This is a genomic window from Terrabacter sp. BE26, from assembly GCF_041941675.1.
In the GTDB taxonomy this organism is placed as follows: domain Bacteria; phylum Actinomycetota; class Actinomycetes; order Actinomycetales; family Dermatophilaceae; genus Terrabacter.
Window position 1 is genome coordinate 1,392,841 of sequence record NZ_CP090122.1, and the last position, 19,776, is coordinate 1,412,616.

General features: G+C 72.3%; 19 protein-coding genes. 7 read left to right on the plus strand and 12 right to left on the minus strand.

Annotated elements, in window-relative coordinates:
• Nucleotides 1-190: 190 nt before the first annotated feature.
• The 6 genes from LQK93_RS06590 to LQK93_RS06615 all read right to left on the minus strand — a co-directional run bounded on the left by LQK93_RS06590 (nucleotide 191) and on the right by LQK93_RS06615 (nucleotide 6,202).
• Nucleotides 191-649, minus strand: coding sequence for a heat shock protein transcriptional repressor HspR (locus tag LQK93_RS06590; RefSeq protein ID WP_374971462.1), 459 nt, complete (start codon nucleotides 647-649; stop codon nucleotides 191-193).
• A gap of 52 nt (nucleotides 650-701) precedes the next feature.
• On the minus strand, nucleotides 702-1,721 hold the full coding sequence (locus tag LQK93_RS06595) for a DnaJ C-terminal domain-containing protein (RefSeq protein ID WP_374970747.1): 1,020 nt from the start codon (nucleotides 1,719-1,721) through the stop codon (nucleotides 702-704).
• Nucleotides 1,722-1,810: 89 nt separating this feature from the next.
• Nucleotides 1,811-2,545: a nucleotide exchange factor GrpE gene (locus tag LQK93_RS06600; RefSeq protein ID WP_374970748.1), complete on the minus strand. Its 735-nt coding sequence runs from the start codon at nucleotides 2,543-2,545 to the stop codon at nucleotides 1,811-1,813.
• Nucleotides 2,542-4,449, minus strand: a complete 1,908-nt coding sequence (dnaK, locus tag LQK93_RS06605) for a molecular chaperone DnaK (protein ID WP_374970749.1) — start codon at nucleotides 4,447-4,449, stop codon at nucleotides 2,542-2,544. Before dnaK ends, LQK93_RS06600 begins: the two co-directional genes overlap by 4 nt.
• 171 nt (nucleotides 4,450-4,620) lie before the next feature.
• A complete protein-coding gene (locus LQK93_RS06610; RefSeq protein ID WP_374970750.1) occupies nucleotides 4,621-5,559 on the minus strand; it encodes a hypothetical protein in 939 nt (312 codons plus the stop codon).
• On the minus strand, nucleotides 5,543-6,202 hold the full coding sequence (locus LQK93_RS06615) for a hypothetical protein (RefSeq protein ID WP_374970751.1): 660 nt from the start codon (nucleotides 6,200-6,202) through the stop codon (nucleotides 5,543-5,545). The genes LQK93_RS06610 and LQK93_RS06615 overlap by 17 nt, the downstream gene beginning before the upstream one ends.
• Nucleotides 6,203-6,395: 193 nt before the next feature.
• On the opposite strand from LQK93_RS06615, the gene LQK93_RS06620 reads away from it, so the two are divergent.
• On the plus strand, nucleotides 6,396-7,547 hold the full coding sequence (locus LQK93_RS06620) for a PQQ-dependent sugar dehydrogenase (RefSeq protein ID WP_374970752.1): 1,152 nt from the start codon (nucleotides 6,396-6,398) through the stop codon (nucleotides 7,545-7,547).
• Nucleotides 7,548-7,622: 75 nt separating this feature from the next.
• On the opposite strand, the gene LQK93_RS06625 is transcribed toward LQK93_RS06620, so the two are convergent.
• From LQK93_RS06625 to LQK93_RS06640, 4 genes are all read right to left on the minus strand, one after another.
• Nucleotides 7,623-9,329: an alkaline phosphatase D family protein gene (locus LQK93_RS06625; RefSeq protein WP_374970753.1), complete on the minus strand. Its 1,707-nt coding sequence runs from the start codon at nucleotides 9,327-9,329 to the stop codon at nucleotides 7,623-7,625.
• Nucleotides 9,330-9,338: 9 nt separating this feature from the next.
• On the minus strand, nucleotides 9,339-10,091 hold the full coding sequence (locus LQK93_RS06630; protein WP_374970754.1) for a dienelactone hydrolase family protein: 753 nt from the start codon (nucleotides 10,089-10,091) through the stop codon (nucleotides 9,339-9,341).
• 141 nt (nucleotides 10,092-10,232) lie between these two features.
• Nucleotides 10,233-10,883, minus strand: coding sequence for a hypothetical protein (locus LQK93_RS06635; RefSeq protein WP_374970755.1), 651 nt, complete (start codon nucleotides 10,881-10,883; stop codon nucleotides 10,233-10,235).
• Between the two features lie 14 nt (nucleotides 10,884-10,897).
• Nucleotides 10,898-12,613, minus strand: a complete 1,716-nt coding sequence (locus tag LQK93_RS06640) for an alpha/beta hydrolase (RefSeq protein WP_374970756.1) — start codon at nucleotides 12,611-12,613, stop codon at nucleotides 10,898-10,900.
• Between the two features lie 73 nt (nucleotides 12,614-12,686).
• On the opposite strand from LQK93_RS06640, the gene LQK93_RS06645 reads away from it, so the two are divergent.
• From LQK93_RS06645 to LQK93_RS06665, 5 genes are all read left to right on the plus strand, one after another.
• The gene (locus tag LQK93_RS06645) at nucleotides 12,687-13,526 is read left to right on the plus strand and encodes an alpha/beta fold hydrolase (protein ID WP_374970757.1); all 840 of its coding nucleotides are present in this window, start codon (nucleotides 12,687-12,689) and stop codon (nucleotides 13,524-13,526) included.
• Nucleotides 13,527-13,606: 80 nt separating this feature from the next.
• Nucleotides 13,607-14,326, plus strand: a complete 720-nt coding sequence (locus LQK93_RS06650; RefSeq protein WP_374970758.1) for a DsbA family oxidoreductase — start codon at nucleotides 13,607-13,609, stop codon at nucleotides 14,324-14,326.
• A 39-nt stretch (nucleotides 14,327-14,365) separates the two neighbouring features.
• On the plus strand, nucleotides 14,366-14,800 hold the full coding sequence (locus LQK93_RS06655; protein ID WP_374970759.1) for an MmcQ/YjbR family DNA-binding protein: 435 nt from the start codon (nucleotides 14,366-14,368) through the stop codon (nucleotides 14,798-14,800).
• Between the two features lie 60 nt (nucleotides 14,801-14,860).
• Complete coding sequence (locus tag LQK93_RS06660; RefSeq protein ID WP_374970760.1) at nucleotides 14,861-15,061, plus strand: hypothetical protein; 201 nt, start codon at nucleotides 14,861-14,863, stop codon at nucleotides 15,059-15,061.
• A 10-nt stretch (nucleotides 15,062-15,071) separates the two neighbouring features.
• Nucleotides 15,072-15,887 carry a 2-phosphosulfolactate phosphatase gene (locus LQK93_RS06665; RefSeq protein WP_374970761.1) on the plus strand — a complete coding sequence of 272 codons (816 nt, stop codon included), beginning with the start codon at nucleotides 15,072-15,074 and terminating at the stop codon, nucleotides 15,885-15,887.
• 55 nt (nucleotides 15,888-15,942) lie between these two features.
• On the opposite strand, the gene LQK93_RS06670 is transcribed toward LQK93_RS06665, so the two are convergent.
• The gene (locus tag LQK93_RS06670) at nucleotides 15,943-16,638 is read right to left on the minus strand and encodes a Type 1 glutamine amidotransferase-like domain-containing protein (RefSeq protein WP_374970762.1); all 696 of its coding nucleotides are present in this window, start codon (nucleotides 16,636-16,638) and stop codon (nucleotides 15,943-15,945) included.
• 155 nt (nucleotides 16,639-16,793) lie between these two features.
• The gene (locus tag LQK93_RS06675) at nucleotides 16,794-18,176 is read right to left on the minus strand and encodes an NAD(P)/FAD-dependent oxidoreductase (RefSeq protein ID WP_374970763.1); all 1,383 of its coding nucleotides are present in this window, start codon (nucleotides 18,174-18,176) and stop codon (nucleotides 16,794-16,796) included.
• A gap of 149 nt (nucleotides 18,177-18,325) precedes the next feature.
• Between LQK93_RS06675 and LQK93_RS06680 the strand changes: the two genes are divergently transcribed.
• Nucleotides 18,326-19,699 (plus strand): aspartate aminotransferase family protein, encoded by a 1,374-nt coding sequence (locus LQK93_RS06680; RefSeq protein WP_374970764.1) that lies wholly within the window; start codon nucleotides 18,326-18,328, stop codon nucleotides 19,697-19,699.
• Nucleotides 19,700-19,776: the final 77 nt, after the last annotated feature.

The following is a 19,776-nucleotide window of genomic DNA, read 5'->3' on the forward strand; positions in this document are numbered from 1 at the left end:
GTCCGGGAGTCTGATCAAGAAACTGCCTCCGGGGCAATCGGCAACAAGATGCCCCGGCTGCATGAGGCCTGCACAGTGTTACACATGTAAGGCGCGGGCTGAGCCCGGCGACCCGGCCGCCCTCCTGGTGCCCTCGCCAGCGCCGTCCCGACCGCGCCGCAGCGTCGTCAGGGGGAATGTCTGCGTCGCCCTATCGGCCCGGACGCCACACGACGAGGGCCTGGGACGAGGGTGCGCGCGGCGGCCGCTGACCGGGGCGGACCGTCACCACCTCGCCCCGCGGACCGACCGCGAACACCCGGGCCCCCGTCGCCAGGGCGGCCTGTGCGCTGGCCAGCTCGGTGGACAGCTCGTCCACCCGCGACTGGAGCGCCGCGACGTGGTTCTCGAGGTCGAGAATGCGCTGGATGCCGGCCAGCGACACCCCCTCCTGGGACAGGCGCTGCACCTCGCGGAGCATCTGCACGTCTCGCGTGCTGTAGCGCCGGCCGCCGCCGCGCGTGCGCGACGGGGAGACGAGGCCGAGCCGGTCGTACTGGCGCAGCGTCTGCGCGTGCATGCCGGCCAGCTCGGCCGCGACGGAGATGACGAAGACGGGAGCGTCGTCGTCGTGCCCCGTGGGGCGGGCGCTCGTGCGGGCCATCGCCATCACCTTCTCCATGGGTCGTCGGTCGGTCGTCGGTCGGTCGTGGGTCGCGTCCTCAGGCGCGGGCGCGCCGGAACAGCTCGGCCCGCGGGTCGTGGCCGTTCTCCGCCGCGGCCATCTTCTCGATGGCCTCGCGCGCCTCGTCGGTCAGTCGCTGCGGCACCAGCACCTGCACCTTGGCGAGCAGGTCGCCGGTGTGCCCACCGCGGTTGACGCCGCGCCCCTTGAGCCGCAGCACGCGGCCGCTCGGGGTGCCCGGGGCCACCTTGACCTTGACCGAGCCGCCGTCGAGGGTCGGCACGGCGACGGTCGCCCCGAGCGCCGCCTCGGCGAAGGTCACCGGGAGGTCGACGGTCAGGTTGTCGCCGTCGCGTCCGAAGACGGGGTGCTTCTCGACGGTCACGGTGAGGATCAGGTCGCCGGCCGGAGCGCCGGGATCACCTTGACGGCCCTTGCCTCGCAGGCGGATCCGCTGCCCGTCCTTGACGCCGGCGGGGATGCGGGCGTTGATGCGGCCGAGGTCGGGTGAGCTGAGCGAGACCGTCGAGCCTTCCACGGCGTCGCGGAAGCCGATGGTCGTGCCGGCCTGGACGTCGGCGCCCGGGCGGGGACCCGCCGGGGCCCCGTAGCCGCCGTAGCCGGCGCCGGGTCCAGCGCCGGGTCCGGCACCGCCGAACATCTGCCCGAGGATGTCCTCGAAGTTGGGCTGGCCGCCGGCGCCGGTGTTGAAGCGGACGCGCTGCCCACCGGGCCCGCCTGCCCCGCCGAAGGCGGAGAAGATGTCCTCGAAGCCCGCGCCCTGGCCGCCGGGTCCACCCGCGGTGAAGCGGGCGCCGCCGTGGGACATGGCACGGATGGCGTCGTACTCGCGGCGCTTCTCGGGGTCGGACAGGACGGCATACGCCTCCCCGACCTCCTTGAACCGCTCCTCGGCCCTCGCGTCCCCGACGTTGTGGTCGGGGTGCAGGTCGCGGGCGACCTTGCGGTAGGTCTTCTTGATCGTCGCCGCGTCGGCGTCCTGGGGCACGCCGAGGATCCCGTAGAAGTCCTTCTCGAACCAGTCCTGACTAGCCATGGCGCACCTCCTTCGTCGCGAAAACCTTCACGCTGCTCCCATCTTGGGGTATGCCGCCGGGCTGCGGTGGCAGCCCGGCGGCAGACGTCTCAGGCGGGGTCGGCAACCGAGACCCGCGCCGCGCGCACCAGCCGGTCACCGATGCGGTAGCCCGGCTGGAGCACCTGCACGACAGTGGTACCCGTCACGCCCTCGGGAAGCTCCGCCTCGACGTGCATGAGGGCCTCGTGCACGTTGGGGTCGAACTCCTGACCGGCCTCGCCCAGGCGCTCGACGCCGTAGCGACCGAGCGTGGCCTCGAGCTTCTCGGCGATGGACGCGAACGGACCGGAGGCGAGGTCACCGGCCTGGCGGGCCATGTGGATGTCGTCGAGGACGGGCAGCAGCGACTCGACGACGCTGCCCACCGCCGTGTGGCGGATGACCTCACGGTCGCGGTCGACGCGCTTCTTGTAGTTGACGTACTCGGCCTGCAGCCGCTGCAGGTCCGCGAGCAGGGTCGCGGCCATGCTCTCCTCCTCGGCGAGGGCGACACCCTCCGGCTCCCCGTCGCCGGCCGCCGCCGCGGCACCGGCCTGCGCAGGCTCGCCGGGCTGGCCGGCGGCGTGGTCGAACTCGTCCTCGCCACCGGGCTCGGACGAGGCGCCGGGGCCGCCCTCGTAGTAGGTGTGGTGGCGCTCCGCCTGGGAGTCCCCGTGGGCCTCGGCCCGCGGCGGGGTGCCGGCGTCGCCGCCGGCACCCGTCGCGCCCGTGGCGGTCACGTCGGGCTGGGCACCCGAGGCGCCGTGGCCCCGGGCCGTGGAATCGCGCTCGGACTCGGTCACTTGGCTTCCTTGGCCTCGTCCTCGTCGACGACCTCGGCGTCGACGACGTCATCGTCGGCAGCCTGGCCGGCCCCAGCCCCGGCATCGGCCGTCTGGCCGTCCTGGGCACCCGCGGAGGAGGCGTTCGCGGACGCCTGCTCGGAGGCGTACACCGCCTGGCCCATGGCCTGCGACTTCGTGTTGAGGTCCTCGACCTTCGCCTTGATGTCGTCGGCGCTGGCCTCGGAGCCCTCGGCGATGGCGGCCTTGAGGTCGGCGAGCGACTCCTCGACCGGCGTCTTCACGTCGGCCGGGACCTTGTCGCCCGACTCCTTGAGGAAGGACTCGGTCGAGAAGACGAGCTGCTCGGCCTGGTTCTTGACCTCGGCCTCCTCACGGCGCTTGCGGTCCTCGTCGGCGTGTGCCTCGGCGTCCTTGACCATGCGGTCGATCTCGTCCTTGGACAGGGCCGAGCCGCCGGTGATCGTCATCTTCTGCTCCTTGCCGGTGCCCTGGTCCTTGGCACTGACATTGACGATGCCGTTGGCGTCGATGTCGAAGGTGACCTCGATCTTCGGCACACCGCGCGGCGCCGGCGCGATGCCGGTCAGCTCGAAGGTGCCGAGCGACTTGTTGTGCTGGGCGATCTCGCGCTCACCCTGGAAGACCTGGATGAGGACCGAGGGCTGGTTGTCGTCGGCCGTGCTGAAGATCTCCGAGCGCTTCGTCGGGATCGCGGTGTTGCGCTCGATGAGCTTGGTGAACAGGCCACCCTTGGTCTCGATGCCGAGCGAGAGCGGCGTGACGTCGATGAGCAGGACGTCCTTGCGCTCACCCTTGAGGACACCGGCCTGCAGGCTCGCACCCATGGCGACGACCTCGTCGGGGTTGACGCCCTTGTTGGGCTCCTTGCCGCCGGTCAGCTCCTTGACGAGGTTGCTGACGGCCGGCATACGGGTGGAGCCACCCACGAGCACGACGTGGTCGATGTCGGACACCTTGATGCCGGCGTCCTCGATGACCTTGTGGAACGGAGCCTTGGTGCGGTCGAGGAGCGACTTGGTCATCTGCTCGAACTGCGCGCGGCTGAGGTTCTCGTCGAGGTGGATCGGACCCTCGGGCGTCATCGAGATGTACTGCGCCGAGATGTTGGTGCTCGTCGCGGTGGAGAGCTCCTTCTTGGCGCGCTCGGCCTCGTCACGCAGGCGCTGCATGGCGATCTTGTCCTTGGACAGGTCCTGGCCGGTCTTGTTCTTCACCTGGGTGATGAGGTGCTGGACGATGACGTCGTCCCAGTCGTCGCCACCGAGGTGGTTGTCGCCGTTGGTGGCGCGCACCTGGATCGTGGCGAAACCGTCCTCGGCGTCCTTGCCGACCTCGAGGAGGGACACGTCGAACGTGCCGCCACCGAGGTCGAAGACGAGGATGAGCTCGTCCTCCTTGCCCTTGTCGAGGCCGTACGCGAGCGCCGCAGCGGTGGGCTCGTTGACGATGCGCAGGACGTTGAGGCCCGCGATCTCACCGGCCTCCTTGGTGGCCTGGCGCTCGGCGTCGTCGAAGTAGGCGGGGACGGTGATGACCGCGTCGGTCACGGTCTCGCCGAGGTAGGACTCGGCGTCGCGCTTGAGCTTCTGCAGGATGCGGGCGCTGATCTCCTGCGCCGTGTAGCGCTTGCCGTCGATCTCCGGCGACTTCCAGTCGGTGCCCATGTGGCGCTTGACCGAGCGGATCGTCCGGTCGACGTTGGTGACCGCCTGGCGCTTGGCGACCTCACCGACGAGCACCTCGCCGTTCTTGGAGAACGCCACGACGGACGGGGTCGTACGCCCGCCCTCTGCGTTCGCGATGATGCTCGGCTCGCCGCCCTCGAGGACGGAGACGGCCGAGTTGGTGGTGCCGAGGTCGATTCCGACCGCACGTGCCATGGGGAGCTCCTTGGAGTCGTGTCTTGCTGGGTGTTGGGAAACAGGTCCTTCGCTCAATCTGCTCCGGACTCGACGCGATTGTCAAAGCCGGACTCGCAAATCTTGCGCTCACGAGGCTCAACTTCGGCTGGCCCCGCTTTGTTCCGCCTCCGGCACCTTTCGGCCGACGGGTCAGCAGGAGGTCGGGAGGGCGTCCTCGAGGGCTCCGGCGCTGCGGTAGTCGAGCCGGATCTGTCCGCTCTTCGGCACGGCGACGGCGCTTCCCGAACGACGGTCCCAGCCGACGGGCAGGAAAACGTACTGGCCGTTCGAGTTGAGCAGGAGCACCAGTCCTGAGTAGCGGTAGCGGTAGGCAGCGGACTCACCGCTGCAGCGCAGCGTCCGGACCCCCGGTGCGGCGATGCCGAGCGTCTTGTCGCTGTAGAGGACGACCTGGGCACGTGCGTGCAAGGAGCCGGCGAGCTCGGCAGCACGCCCGCGGCCCACGGCCGCCGCGTAGTCACCGGCCGCCCAGAAGAGGGCCATGGCGACCACGAGCGTGAGGGCCGTGAGCTCCGCGATCCCGACCCCGCGTGAGTAGCCGGGCCGCCTCCCGCGCGCCGTCTGCCCGGCCACGGAGAGCAGGGTGACTCCGAGCAGCAGGCACGTCGGAGCGACCACGAGGTGGTCGGTCCACACCCCCTCGCCGAAGAGGCCGAGGACGCCGTTCGTCGCCAGCGCGGTTCCCACGACCGCGGCGGTGGGTGACACCCACGCGGCGTGGAGGATCGAGTCGCGACCGGAGCGGCGCAGGGAGCCGAGCCCCCAGGTCAGCAGCAGCACCACCAGCGCGATGACCGCACCCGGCAGGAAGAGACCGTCCTGGCTGGTCAGGAGGTAGTCGGTGCTGGAGAAGCCGAGCGACGTCGGGTCGATGCCGAACCAGCCGAAGAGGGCGGTCGCGCGCGCCCAGCCGAAGAAGATCAGCAGCGCGGTGATGAGCGTCGCCGGTGCGACGACCTGACCGAGGACCTTCAGGACCGGCGGCAGCTCCTGCAGCAGGTTTGACGTGCTCTCGGTCGGCGGCGCCCCGAGCTCCTCTGGCTCGCTCCACTCATCCGGACGAGCCATCGGGCGCTCCCCTGCCCAGGGAAGCGCCGCCGGCCGACGACCCCGCCGTCCCCGAGCTCGGGAGGTCGGTCGAGGTGTCGGGCGGCCCAGTGCCCGGGGCGTTCGTCGAAGGTTCGGGCCCCTGCGTCCCGTCGGTTGTGGTCCCTGATCCGGTCGGCCCGGTGGCTCGGTCGCAGTCCTGCTGCGACTCGGTGACCACGCGGACCGTCGACCCCCGCTCCGCTCGGGCCGCGGGCTCGTAGCCGACGAAGCAGGCGCCGTCACCGAACTCGAGGTGCACGCACAGATCCGCCCCGCCGCACGCCGAGACGAAGAGACCCGTGATGAAGGCACGGAGCCCGTCCATGGGCTGGTGCTTCTCGGGGATCGTCGGGACGTCGATGGGTGAACCCGGGGCCTGGTTGCCTCCGCCTTCGCTGGCGCCCCCGCCGGCACCGCCGCCGGTCGTGCTGTCGGTCGTGTTGTCGGTCGTGTTGTCGGTGAGGGGGGCGGTCACCGTCGCCTGGACGGACTCCGACCCCGCTCCTCCGGGTGTGCGAGCGGGCGCCGCCGTGCGAGTGCACCCGGCGACGAGGACGAGGGAGCTGGCCCCGATCGCGGCCAGCCGCAGAACACGTGCGTCTCCGACGAGTCGACCCGACATGGTCACCTCCCCCGGAGTCCTGCGGCGGCCGGCGTCCACACCAGCATGCACCTGCGGCTGGTGGCGCGAGAAGCGTTCCGGGACCGCCGTGGGCCGGACCCGTCCTGTTTGGTGAGGTGCCGAGAACCGCTCAGGCAACCCGTGCACAGGTCCGACAGGTAGGTTCGGAAGCCCGGGCCCCATGGAGGTGACCGTGTCGCGATCCCACCCCGCCCGGCGCATGCTCGGTGCCGCGGCCCTCGCCGGCGCCCTTGCCACGGGGGGCTGCTCGTCCGGCTCCCCGACGTCGGCCCCGAGGGCGACACCCCCGCCGTCGGCTGCCTCCCGAGCCGGTCGGCCGACCGGGTCGGTCACCGTGCTGCGCACCCTCGCCACCGGCCTCGACGTCCCGTGGGGCCTCGCACTGCTGCCCGATCGCTCGAGCGTGCTGGTCACGACCCGCGACGACGGACGCGTGCGACGCGTCGACCTGTCCTCCGGAGGTGTGACCCTGCTCGGGCAGGTCCCCGGCGTCGTGTCGAACGTTGCCCAGCAGGGCGAGGGCGGGCTGCTGGGCATCGCCGCGAGCCCTCGCTTCGCCGCCGACCGGACGCTGTTCGTCTACTTCTCCACCTCGGCCGACAACCGCATCGCACGCCTCCTCTACGACTCGTCGGCACCCGCGGGCCGACAGCTCGGCAGGCCGCAGGTCATCGTCCGAGGCATCCCGCACGGCGTGCACCACAACGGCGGGCACCTCGCGTTCGGGCCCGACCACTACCTCTGGGCCACGACCGGTGAGGCGGGTGATCGTCCTCTCGCACAGGACCGTTCGTCTCTCGGCGGCAAGATCCTGCGGATGACCACGACCGGCAGACCTGCCCCCGGCAACCCTTTCGGCACCCTGGTGTGGAGCTACGGGCACCGCAACGTCGAGGGCCTCGCGTGGGACGCCGCCGGCCGGCTCTGGTCCGCCGAGTTCGGCGACCACCTGCACGACGAGCTCAACCTCATCCGACGGGGCGGCAACTACGGCTGGCCACAGACGGAGGGCATGACGTCCGAGCCGGGCATCGTGTCGCCGGTCGTGCAGTGGAGCCCGGACCAGAGCTCACCGAGCCACATCGCGATCGCCGCCGGGTCCGCCTGGCTCGGCGCGCTGAGGGGCGAGCGGCTGTGGCGGGTGCCCCTCGACGGCGCGACGGCCGCCGGCGACCCGCAGGCGTTCCTCGACGGCCGCTACGGACGCCTGCGCAGCGTGCTCGCCGTCGACGACCGGACGCTGCTGGTGACGACGAGCAACCGCGACGGCCGGACGTCGCCGCGGGCGGGCGATGACCGCATCCTCGTCCTGCGCGTCGGCTGACCGGCGCCCTCTGTCCTAGCCGCGTCGCCGCCCGCTCGCCACGACCCGCGAGTCCCACTGCCCTTCCCCGGTTGCTCAGCTGCGCGCCGGGAGCCGCACGCTGGCGATGGTGGTGAGCACCGGGTGCTCGTCGTCCTCGCCCGGCACCTGACCCGCGCGCCAGACGATGGACAGGTCACGGCCCTGCACGCTCAGCTGCGCCAAGCAGTTGTCGAACCAGGGCCCGTCGGTCACCTCCCAGCTGCAGGGCGGGTCGGGCACGTGCTGCGACCGCTCGGCGACGAACCGCATCGGCCGCACGAGACCGCGCGCGAAGGCCGACATCATGATCCGGACACCTCGAGGCATGGGGTTGCGGATCGGCGAGCACACGGCCTGCACGATCCTCGACCGTGCGCCCTGACACTCCTCTGCGTCGACCACCTCGGCGAGGTAGGAGTTGTGCACGTCGCCCGAGAGGAACACGACGCTGGCGGGTGGGGTGCCGCGCTCACCCCGCGCGACCGACAGCACCATGTCGAACACCTCGACGAAGCCGTCGTTGAAGGCAGCCCAGTGCTCGAGGTCGATGGACTGGCGCGCCTTCTCCGCGGCCCGCGCGAGGAGTCGCCCCCGGGTGCGGCTGGCGAGCACCTCGTCGATCGCCTCGAGGTCGTGCAGCCCCGGCGGCAGCAGGAAGGGCAGGGAGGTCCCGATGAGGAGGTGCTCGACGTCGCCGGTGAGCTGCTCGTCGAGCCAGCGCATCTCGGCCGGGTCGAGCATCGAGCGGTGGTCGGGCTCCAGGACGCGCGCCGCGCGGGAGTCCACGACCACGAGGCGGCTGTCGCCGAGGTCGCGCCGGTAGCTGTAGCGGTAGACGTCGGGGTGCCGGTCCACGCGGTGTGAGAGGTCGAAGACCGCCTCGGTCAGGTCGAGCTCGTCCGCATCGGGCCCGTCCGCGGCGGCCTCGAGCACGCGCGTGTAGATCTCGTCCTCGGCGAGCTGTCCGGGCGAGAGGTTGCCGATGTGCTGGTAGACCCAGTACGAGGAGAGGGCGCCCATGAGTCTCTCGTGCCACCACGGGATCCGGTTGATCTCCTCGTGCCAGGACCACGACGTGTTCCAGTCGTCGCGGACGTCGTGGTCGTCGAAGATCATGCAGCTCGGCAGTGTCGAGAGGAGCCAGCGGTTGGCGTCGTCGCCCCACGCGAGCCGGTAGAGGTAGGCGTACTCGTCGTAGTCCTTGATCTCCTTGCCGGGCGGCTCGTCGAGGGAGCGCCGGGACGCGATGAACTCGAGCATCGCCGCGGGAGTGTCGTCGGCGTAGACCTGGTCGCCGAGGAAGGCCACGAGGTCGGGCCACTCCTGCTCGTCCCGGGCGAGGGCGAGGGCGAGCGTGCGCAGCGCGTCCACGCCGTTGGTCCGGTGCCCCTCACGGTCGTGGGGCGCCGTCGTGCGGCACGAGCCGAAGAGCAGCCGCGTGGGACGCTGGCGGTCGATGGTGCGAATGCGTGATGCGGGGAGCTCGCTGCGCTCGTCGGGCCACACGGGCGTGCCGTCGATGCTGACGGCATACTCCCACTCCCCGCCGGGCTCGAGTCCGTCGACGACCACCAGCGCGTAGTGGTGCCCCCTGACCCGGAAGGTCGCCGCACTCCACTCGCGGCCGTCGGCCTGGACGGTGACCACGGCGCGGCTCGCCGTCTCGACCCACACCGTCGCGTCCGTCTCGCCGATGTAGCGCAGCATCGGGCCCAGGACGAGCGGCCCGGCCGGGTCCTGCGGCAGCGCGGTGTCAGTCATGCCACAGGCTTACTGCACATCGGGCTGCGGCAGCGACGAAAGGTGCTCGCCGAAGAAGGCGAGCGTGCGGTCCCAGGCGTCGGCGGCGACCTCGGCGTCGTACTTCGACGGCGAGGTGTCGTTGAAGAACGCGTGACCGACGCCGCGGTAGACCCGCGCCGTGAAGTCGACGCCGGCCTCCTCCATCCGGCTCTCGAGCTCCGGGACGCCGTCGGTGATCCCGTGGTCCTGCTCGCCGTAGAAGGCGAGGACGGGGCAGGCGATCGTGGCCGGGTCGGCGTTCTCGGGGAAGTGGCCGTAGAACGCCACGGCCGCGCGCAGCCGCTCGTCGGCGGCAGCGAGGGCGAACGCGTACGTCCCCCCGAAGCAGAAGCCGACGACGCCCACCCGGCCCTCGACGCCCGGCTCGTCGACGAGCGAGTCGACGACGTGGCGCAGGGCGGGCACCGCCCACGCCGCGAACTCCGGCTGCCGTGCCGGTGTCGTCGCCGCGCGCATCTGCGGCTGCGCCGCCAGCCGGTCCTCCTCGGTGCCACGCATCATGAGGTCGAAGATGCGGCCGCCGACCTCCGGGGTCAGCCCGACGTGCCCGAGCAGGTCGGGCGCCACGGCGAGATAGCCCTGCGCCGCGAAGCGGTCCGCCACGTCCTTGACGTGGTCGACGAGACCCCAGATCTCCTGGATGACGATGACCGCGCCGCGCGGCTCGCCTTCCGGCTCGGCGCGGTACGCGGTGAGGTCGTGCTCGGGAAACTCGATCATCGTGCCCACTCCCCCGTCGTACCCGGTCTCGCCGGGATGGTCCCTCGTCCTCTGCCCGTAACCGAGTCCACTCCCCCGTGGCGCTCCGGCGAGGGCGTCGAGGTGCACGTCCACGGCGCAGTCGGTCAAGCGGGCGTGGCACTACGTCCTGCGGTTCGGGTCCCCTTGTCCCTCAAGGGTTCCGACCGGGCGCTGGGTCACGACGGTGGTGACCACCGTCGTCACGCACGGGCTCCGTGGGGTCGAGGAGAAGCCGAAGCGGCAGGGCGGGTCCACGGGCGCGACCGCGCCCAGGGGAAGGCCGTCGAAGCTGCCCTCGAGCGCCGTCACGGCATGCAGGTCAGTCGCTCCGTAGTACTCGCGGCGGCCGGCGAGCGCCGTGCCCCGGGTGCGCACGCCGCGCAGCACCCGGCGCGCGACCGGGTCCACGAGCGTCGCCCACGCCGGGCTGGCCGCCAGCCTGCCGGGCACGGCGCGCAGCAGCCGGCCGAGCGGCATACGCCCCCCGACCGTGAGGTCGAGCACCAGCGACGGGGAGGCGACCCGCCACCCGCCCGGCCCGGACGTGACCTCGATCGGTTCGAGACGGACCTCGTCGAACACGTAGGTCGCCTCGATGAACTCGGCCACCTGCTGGCTCGGCGCGACCAGGACCCGGCGCCCGCTCGCCGTCTCGACCATCGCGTCGCCGAAGGGCCCGAGCGGTGTCCGGTGCCACGAGCCGACGACGACCCGCACGCCGGAGGTCGACCCGACGCCCGCGATCTGCCCGTGGAAACGCTGCGCCGGCACCTGCCGAGACTAGGTCACGCGACCCGGTTGACGGTCTTCTCGATGCCGGCGATCACCGCGGAGTAGTCGTCGGTGGGCGACCCGCCGAGCACGGAGCCCCAGGCGGGCACCAGCTCGGGACCGTAGCGGTGGCCGTAGCCGTCGGGCGGGTCGTGCCCGGCCGCCATGTCGGTGGTCAGCTGCCAGAAGGTGACGAAGGGCATCCACGTGACGTCGGGGTTGACGTCGCGGCCACGCGGCTCGCGCAGCCAGTCCGGCTCGGCGCCGAGCAGCGCGGGGTTCCACCAGACGACCGGGTCGGAGGGGTGCTGCGCGTAGACGAACCGCGGGAAGTCCCAGACGCCGTAGTCGCGCCCCTCGTAGTCGTGGGTGAGCTGGTCCCCGCTCGCGGCGAAGCGGATGTGCAGCCCGTCGTCCACCACCGGCACGATCTCGGGCGAGCCCGGGGTGCGCTCGGCGGTGAGCTGCGCCGCGATGTCGGTGAAGCTGGGCGTGCCCACCCAGACGCCGCCCTGCGCGCGGGCCAGCATGTCGCGGGCGTCGGCGAACGCTGCCTGGCCGCCGTAGGAGCCGAGCGACTCGCCGCCGACGACCAGCTGGGGACGCTGTCCCTCGGGCAGGGTGCGCCACACGGCATACACCTTGTCGAAGAGCGCCTTGCCGGCCTCGCGGGGGGTGTCACGGTCGGTCATCATCGACATCGCGCTCGGCAGGTAGGAGTACTGCATGGCGGCGATCGCGCTGTCACCGTCGCTGAGGTACTCGATGGACTGGGCCGACCAGTCGTCCACCCAGCCGGTGCCCGTGGTCGTGATGACCGCCAGCACGTGCCGCTCGAACGCACCCGTCCGCTTCAGCTCGGCGACGACGGCGTCGGCGACGTCCGACACCGTGCGGTCGGCGGTCCGTCCGGCATACACCCGGATCGGCTCGATGGCCCCACGGCCCGTCGCGGCCGTGATCTGGGCCGGCGTCGGTGCGCTCGTGACGAACATCTGGCCCTGGTAGCCCAGGCTGGCGTAGGACTCGAGCGACCCCGGACCTCCCGAGCGCAGCGCAGAGGTGGGCGCCGGCCTGCCGGTCGGCGCCGTGTTGCCCTGGGCAGCGACGCCGGCGAAGGCCTGCATGGTGCGGTGGAAGAGCACGCTGTCGGTTACCCAGGCGGCGGCCAGGCCGACGACGACCACTGCGACGACGGTGGCGATCGTCCGGGGCAGCACGTGACCGGCGGCCTCGGCGAGCTGGCGCGTCGCGCCGCGCAGCCCCCGGGCGAGGACGAGGAAGAGGACGGCGACCGAGGCGGCCAGCGCGAGCGCCAGCGCCCAGTCGAGCGGGTGGAGCGGGGCGAGGTGCACGACGGCAGCCGTGCGCGCCTGGGAGCGGACGTTGGCGACGGTCAGGCCCAGCACCGCCACGGCACCGAAGAGCGGTGCGGCCACGAGGAGCCAGTGGCGTGCCTCCCCGCTCACGGTGACGTGCAGGTCGACGAGCCGCGAGATGCGCCGCACGAGCCAGGCGACGAGGACGCCGAGCGCGTAGCCGACCGCAGCGCAGAGGCCGCTGATGAGGCCCTGGTAGTACCACGTGCGCGGCAGCAGGCTGGGCGCCATCGAGGTGAGGAAGTAGGCGGCGCCGAAGAGCAGCCCGGTGCGCGAGAGGTGCCACCACGGGGGGTGCACCCGCAGGTTGCTGCGGGAGGGCGACACCTCCGGCACCGGCACGTCGGGCATGGCTCCACAGTAGGTCGCGGCGCTGGGCGGGCGCCCACGGTTTGCGGCCTGCCGGACCGGGCAGGATGGGGCCATGGGAGACCCGAACCAGCGCATCACGACCTTCAGCCGGGGCGGGCTGCGCTTCGACGTCACGGACGCGGGGCCGCTCGACGGTGAGGTCGTGGTGCTGCTGCACGGCTTCCCGACCGACCGGTCCAGCTGGGAGCGGGTCTCGGCGCGGCTGAACGAGGCCGGGTTGCGCACCCTCGCTCCGGACCAGCGCGGTTACTCGCCGGGAGCGTGCCCCCGCGAGCGGGACGCCTACCGGCTCGAGGAGCTCGTCGCCGACGTCCTCGCGCTCGTCGACGCCTCGGGCCGCGAGCGGGTGCACGTGGTGGGCCACGACTGGGGCGGGGCGCTGGCCTGGCTCGTCGCCGGCAACCATGCCGGCCGCGTCGCCTCCGTCACCGTCCTGTCGACGCCTCACCCCGCTGCGATGTCGCGCGCGCTCACGGCGACCCTCGAGCAGAAGCGCAAGTCCTGGTACATGGCGGCCTTCCAGCTGCCCTGGCTGCCCGAGCGCACCTTCGCGGCCGGCTTCCACTCCCTCCTGACCCGCTCGGGGCTGCCGCCCGAGGACCAGCGCCGGTATGCCGCCCGGCTGGCTCGCGCCGACGCGCTCGCCGGACCGATCAGCTGGTACCGCGCCGCCCGCAGCTCGCACGTCGGCGCGCACCGGGTCGAGGTTCCCGCCACCTACGTCTGGGGGTCGCGTGACCCGTTCCTCGGCCGGACCGCCGCCGAGCTGACCCGCGAGCACGTCGGCGGCGACTACGAGTTCGTCGAGCTCGATGCGGGTCACTGGCTGCCCGAGACCCGGGACGAGCAGTCCGCCGCAGCGATCGTGCGCCGGGTCGCCCGCGGCAGCTGACGGCACACGCCCTTCCCCGCAGGTGACGCACGCTCCGGCGATGCGGGGAACACACGCGACCGCCGGTAGGTTGCACGACCGTGAAGATCGACATCTGGTCCGACATCGTGTGCCCGTTCTGCTACCTCGGCAAGCGCCGCCTCGAGGCTGCCCTCGAGCGGTTCGAGCACGCCGACGAGGTCGAGGTGACGTGGCACAGCTTCGAGCTCGACCGCGGCGCCGAGCCCGTCGTGCAGAGCTCACTCGTCGACCTCATCGCCGCCAAGTACGGCACCAGCAGCGAGCAGGCGATCGCCCAGCACCGGTCGATGGCGGCGGCCGCCGCCGAGCTCGGACTCGAGTTCAACTGGGAGCGGGCGCGCTACGGCAACACCTTCGACGCCCACCGCGTCGTGCACCTCGCCGCCGAGCACGGCCTCGCCGAGGTCGCCCACGAGCGGCTGATGCGCGCCTACTTCACCGACGGCCTGGCCGTCGGTGACCGCGACGTACTCGTGGGGCTCGCCACCGAGATCGGTCTCGACGGCGACCAGGTGCGGGCGATGCTCGAGTCCGACGACTACGGCAACCACGTCCGCAGCGACGAGGCGACGGCCAAGATGCTCGGCATCGAGTCGGTGCCGTTCTTCGTCTTCGACCGCAAGTACGGCGTCTCGGGCGCCCAGCCCCCGGAGGTCTTCACCCAGGCGCTGGAGACGGCGTGGGAGCACCGCCACGAGGTGCTCGAGCCGGTCTCGGCCGGTGGTGGCTGCGGTGGCGGGTGCGGCGCCGGCGGCTGCGGGGGCGCCTGCGGGGCCTGATCCCGTCCCTCAGGACGCTCGCTCGCCTACCGTGAGCGGATGGCGCACCCGGTGATGTTCGACAGCGCGGACCCCTACCTCGACCGGCTCCGCGCGATCTGCCTGGCGCTGCCGGGCACCGACGAGAAGGTCTCGCACGGCCGACCGAGCTTCTTCACCCGCAAGGTCTTCGCGATCTACGGCGGGGTGCTCAAGGGCGACCACGACCCCGAGCCGTACCGCCAGGCGCTTCTCGTCCTGCCGGAGGAGACCGAGCGGCCCGCCCTGTTGCAGGACGAGCGGTTCGTGGTCCCCGGCTACCTCGGCCCGCACGGCTGGCTGATGCTCGACCTGCGAAACCCGCGCGGGGCCGAGGGGGTCGACTGGGACGAGGTCGTCGAGCTCGTCGACACCTCCTACCGGCTCACGGCGCCCGCCGGTCTCGTCCGCAGCCTCGGACACCCGACCCGGCCGGGCAGGCCCGGTCCCCTTTGACCGCGCCCCACGTCGGTCGGGCGCGTAAGGTACGGCTCGCTGAGTCGACGAAAGGCGCACATGGGACAGCAGACCGACGCGGTGGACCTCGGGTCCAGGCGCGCCGTGGTGCTGACCCTGACGGCTGCCACCCTCCTGCTCCTCGCCGGCCTGACGATCCTGCACTTCGCCGGAAGCCTGCGCCTCGACCCGGCACCACCGCCCACGACCACCGTGTCGACGACCTCCGCGCCCACGACCCCCGCGCCCACGGCCCCGTAGGTTGGGGCCCATGCAGCCGTGGCACTCGCAGGACCGCCATGTCGTGCGCCTCGACTGGGGTCCCGCAGCCGCCGAGGCGCTGAGCACGTATGCCGTCGCCGCCGGGTCGCCGGTGTGCGCGGTCGTCGTCGACGTCCTCAGCTTCACGACGTGCGTGTCGGTGGCGATGGACGCCGGAATGCGAGTGCACCCCTACCGCTGGAAGGACGAGTCGGCCCAGGCCTTCGCCGACTCGGTCGGCGCGACGCTGGCCCGGCCGCGGTCGGCGACCCGGACCGAGGGCGGCGTCAGCCTGTCGCCGGCCTCGATCCGCGCCGCCGGAACCGTGAAGGACCTCGTCCTGCCGTCACCGAACGGGTCGACGATCAGCGCCGTCCTGGCCGACGCCGGCGCGGACGTCGTGGCCGCGTCGCTGCGCAACCGTGCGGCGGTCGCTGCCTGGCTCGCCGGCTGGCTCGAGTCGTCGAGCGGCACACGGGCCCAGCCCGCCGTGGTCGTCGTCCCGGCCGGCGAGCGCTGGCCCGACGGGTCGCTCCGCCCTGCCGTCGAGGACCTCTGGGGTGCCGGCGCCGTCGTCGCCGCACTCGCCGCCCGGCTCGAGCACCGCGCCGGCCCGCTGCTGCTCAGCCCGGAGGCCGAGGCCGCTGGTGCGGCGTGGCTGGCCGTCGAGGAGCGCGTCGCCCAGGGGCTGCGCGAGTGTGCCAGTGGGCGGGAGCTCGTCGAGCAGGGCTGGCCGAGCGACGTGGAGATCGCGGCCGAGCTCGACGCGTCCGACCGGGTGCCGCGGCTCGTCGACGGTGCCTTCACGGCATACGGCCGGCGGTGATGCCCACCTCGCAGCCCGGGCGCCCGACCTGCTGCCCTGCGACTGCGCGACCCGGTCACTCGGCACCGGAAGCGGTTCGTCCGCCCGCGAGCAGGTGCCACGTCCCCTCGGAGACGACCTCGACGTCGCCGTCGACGACGGCGATGGCCGTCTGCCCGTCGGTGATGTACGCGGGGCCGGCGATGCCCTGGATCCAGCTCTCCGCCTCGGCCATGGTGTTGCCCGGCATGCCCTCGGGGGCCAGGTGCGGGAAGATCGAGAAGTCGACCAGCCCGAGCGGGCCGACGTCACCGGTCGGGGGCCTCCACTGGATGAAGTCCTCGCCGACCTCCGGGGTCATCACCATGCTCCCGGCGCTCAGCCCCACCCACACCGTCTCGTCGAGCGACGGCAGCAGGTCGGTCAGCCCCGACTGCCGCATCCAGTGGGCCAGGTAGAGGACGTCCCCGCCGGCGACCAGCAGGACGTCCGCCTCCTCGACGAGGGGGACCCAGCGGTCGGCGTCGATGCTGGGCAGCGCGGTGAGCTCCAGCACCCCGACGGACTTCCAGCCCAGGTCGACCATGGGGTTCTCCGACGTCCCGCTGATGAACTGCCAGGCCCTGGTGCCGGGGCCGGCCATGGGGTGCCCGTACATCGCGGTGGGGATGCACAGGGCCCGGGACTCGGCGATGGGTCTGCCCAGCATCCCGACGAGCGCATCGTGGATGCTCGGGTTGGTGACGCCGCTGTCCGTCAGCAGGAACTTCATGGGTCCGGTCCTCCAGGTCGTGGTGATCTCACCGGGACCACGAACGGCACTGGGCGATTTCGACAGGGTCCCCGACCAAGGATGGGACATCGAGCCGCGCGATGGGGGCGTGCGGCGGCACGGCATGGGTGATCCCGGGGACGGAGGCGGAGCCCCTACTGGCCGAGCGCCGCCCAGAACGTCGAGGCCGCGCGGGACGGGCGTCCGGTGCGGCGCTCCGACCAGTCGGCCGAGGTCATCAGGGCCGTGACGGCGTTGACGCCGAGCCAGCGCAGCGGCTCGGGCTCCCAGTCGCGGGAGGTGCGGCCGGCCCACGGCAGCGTCGCAAGGTCGTCCGGGTCGTCGCCGCGGATCATGGCCGCGAGCGTGCGACCGGCGAGCGCCGACGTCGCGACCCCGTCGCCGACGTAGCCGCCGGCGAAGCCGAGGCCGGTGTGGCGGTCGTGCCGCACGGACGGGAACCAGTCCCGGGGCACGCCGAGGTTGCCGCCCCAGGCGTGCGTGAACCGGACGCCGTCGAGGACCGGGAAGAGGTCGACGAGGATTCGGCGCAGGGCGGCGTGCACCCGCTCGTCCCGGTCGTAGCGCGGAGACACCTTGGAGGCGTAGTGGTAGGGAGCGCCCCTGCCGCCGAAGGCGATCCGGCCGTCCCGGGTGCGCTGGCCGTAGATCGTCAGGTGCCGGTTGTCGGCGAACGTCGTGCGCTTCTCCAGCCCGATCTGCGCCCACGTGTCCTCGGGCAGCGGCTCGGTCGCCGTCATGAGCGAGTAGACGGGCGCGATGGCGCGGCGCCGGCCTGCCACCGCCGGGGTGTAACCCTCGGTGGCCAGGACGACGTGCTCGGCGCGGACCGTGCCGTGCGGGGTCACGACGCGGCGGCTGTGGACGTCGACCGCGCTGGTGCGCTCGAAGACCCGGACGCCGCGCCGCTCGACGGCCTCGGCGAGTCCGCGGACGAGCCGGGCCGGGTGGATCGCGGCGCAGTGCGGCGTGAACGAGCCGCCGAGGGCGTTGCTGATGCCAGCCACCTCCGTCACCTCGTGGGCGTCGAGGAGGCGATGGTCCTCCTCGCCGAAGCCCCAGCTGCGGTGGTCGGCGACCTCGGCGCGGACCCGCTCGAGCTGCGCCGGGTTGCGCGCGACGGAGAGGTAGCCGCCCTGGTCGAAGTGGCAGTCGATGCCCTCCGCGGCGGCGATGCGGCCCACGTCGGCGACGGTCCCGTGCAGCACGTGCTGCATCCGCACGGCCGCGTCGCGGCCCCGCTCGGCGGCCATCCGCTTCAGGGAGGCCGGGAAGAGGGCGGAGCACCAGCCACCGTTGCGGCCCGACGCACCGAAGCCCGCGACCTCCTTCTCGATGACCGCGACGCGGATTGTCGGGTCGGCCGTGACGAGGTGGTATGCCGTCCAGAGCCCGGTGTAGCCGGCCCCGACCACCGCGACGTCGACCTCGAGGTCGGCGGTGAGAGCGGGGCGCGGCTCGATGTCGGCGATCGTGTCGTGCCAGAGGCTGAGGCCGCGGAAACCGGTCTGGGGCATGGCCGGGATCATGCCACTTCCGGCCGCGCGCGACGACCGCTGCCCATGCCCTTTCACTGGAATGACGTTCCAACGCCTTCGGAATCCGTGGTCAACCGGACTTCAGACAACCACTTCCGCTGCCCGCTCCCTCACGGCATGATCTGGGCATGAGCACCGTGGACCGGAACCGCCTCGCCGAGCTGCATGCCCGCGAGCGCGCCGCCTTCACCGCCGCCCGCCCCCGGTCGCGAGACCTGGCGCAGCGGGCCGCCGCCCACATGCCGGGCGGCGTGCCCATGAGCTGGATGGTCAAGTGGCCCGGGGACTTCCCCCTCTTCGTCGAGCACGCCGAGGGAGCGCACTTCACGTGTGTCGACGGCATCGACCACGTCGACCTCTGCCTCGGCGACACCGGCGCGATGATGGGCCACTCGCCTGCCCCGACCGTGGAGGCGGTGAAGCGCCAGCTCTCACGCGGCATCACCACGATGCTCCCGACCGAGGACGCCATCGCCGTCTCGACCGGGCTGGCCGAGCGGTTCGGCCTGCCCTACTGGCAGTTCACCCTCACGGCGACCGACGCCAACCGCCACGCGATCCGCTACGCCCGCCACCTCACCGGTCGGAGCAAGGTCGTCGTGCACAACTGGTGCTACCACGGGTCGGTCGACGAGGCCTTCGCGACATTGGGGCCCGATGGCTCGACCGTCAACCGGCGCAGCAACATCGGCGCGCCGGTCGACACGTCCGAGACCACGCGGGTCGTCGAGTTCAACGACCTCGACGCGCTCGAGCGCGCCCTCGCCCACGGTGACGTCGCCGCGATCCTTGTCGAGCCGGCCCTCACCAACATCGGCATCGTCCTGCCCGACCCCGGCTACAACGAGGGCGTCCGCGAGCTAGCCACCCGCTACGGCGCGCTCCTGATCAACGACGAGACCCACACGATCTGCGCCGGACCCGGCGGCTACACCGCCGCGCACGGTCTCGAGCCCGACATGCTCGTCATCGGCAAGTCCATCGGCGGCGGGATTCCCTGCGGCACCTTCGGGTTCAGCCAGGACATCGCCGACCGCATCGCCCGCTCCATCGAGCTCGAGGACATCGACGTGGGTGGCATCGGCGGCACGCTCGCCGGCAACGGCCTGTCGATGGCGGCCATGAAGGCCACCCTCGAGCAGGTCATGACGGCTGACGCGTTCGAGCACATGGTGCCGCTCGCCGACGCCTGGGCCGACGGCGTGCAGGCGGGGATCGAGGCGGTGGGCGCCGACTGGCACGTGACCCGCCTCGGCGCCCGGGCCGAGTACAACTTCTCCGCGCGCCCCTCCCACAACGGGCAGGAGGCCCACGACGCCGACGACTTCGAGCTGCAGCAGTACCTCCACCTCTACGCCCTCAACCGCGGCATCCTGCTCACCCCGTTCCACAACATGGCCCTGATGAGCCCGGCCACCACGGCCGCCGACGTCGAGGCCCACACCACGATGTTCAAGGAGTGCCTGCACGAGCTCTTCGGCGACGACGCGGCCGAAGGCTGAGGGCACATCCGACTGGCAGGCCAGCACCCGGCATACGTCCTCGGGGTCGTGACACGACGCTGCCAGCCGGTCCTCCC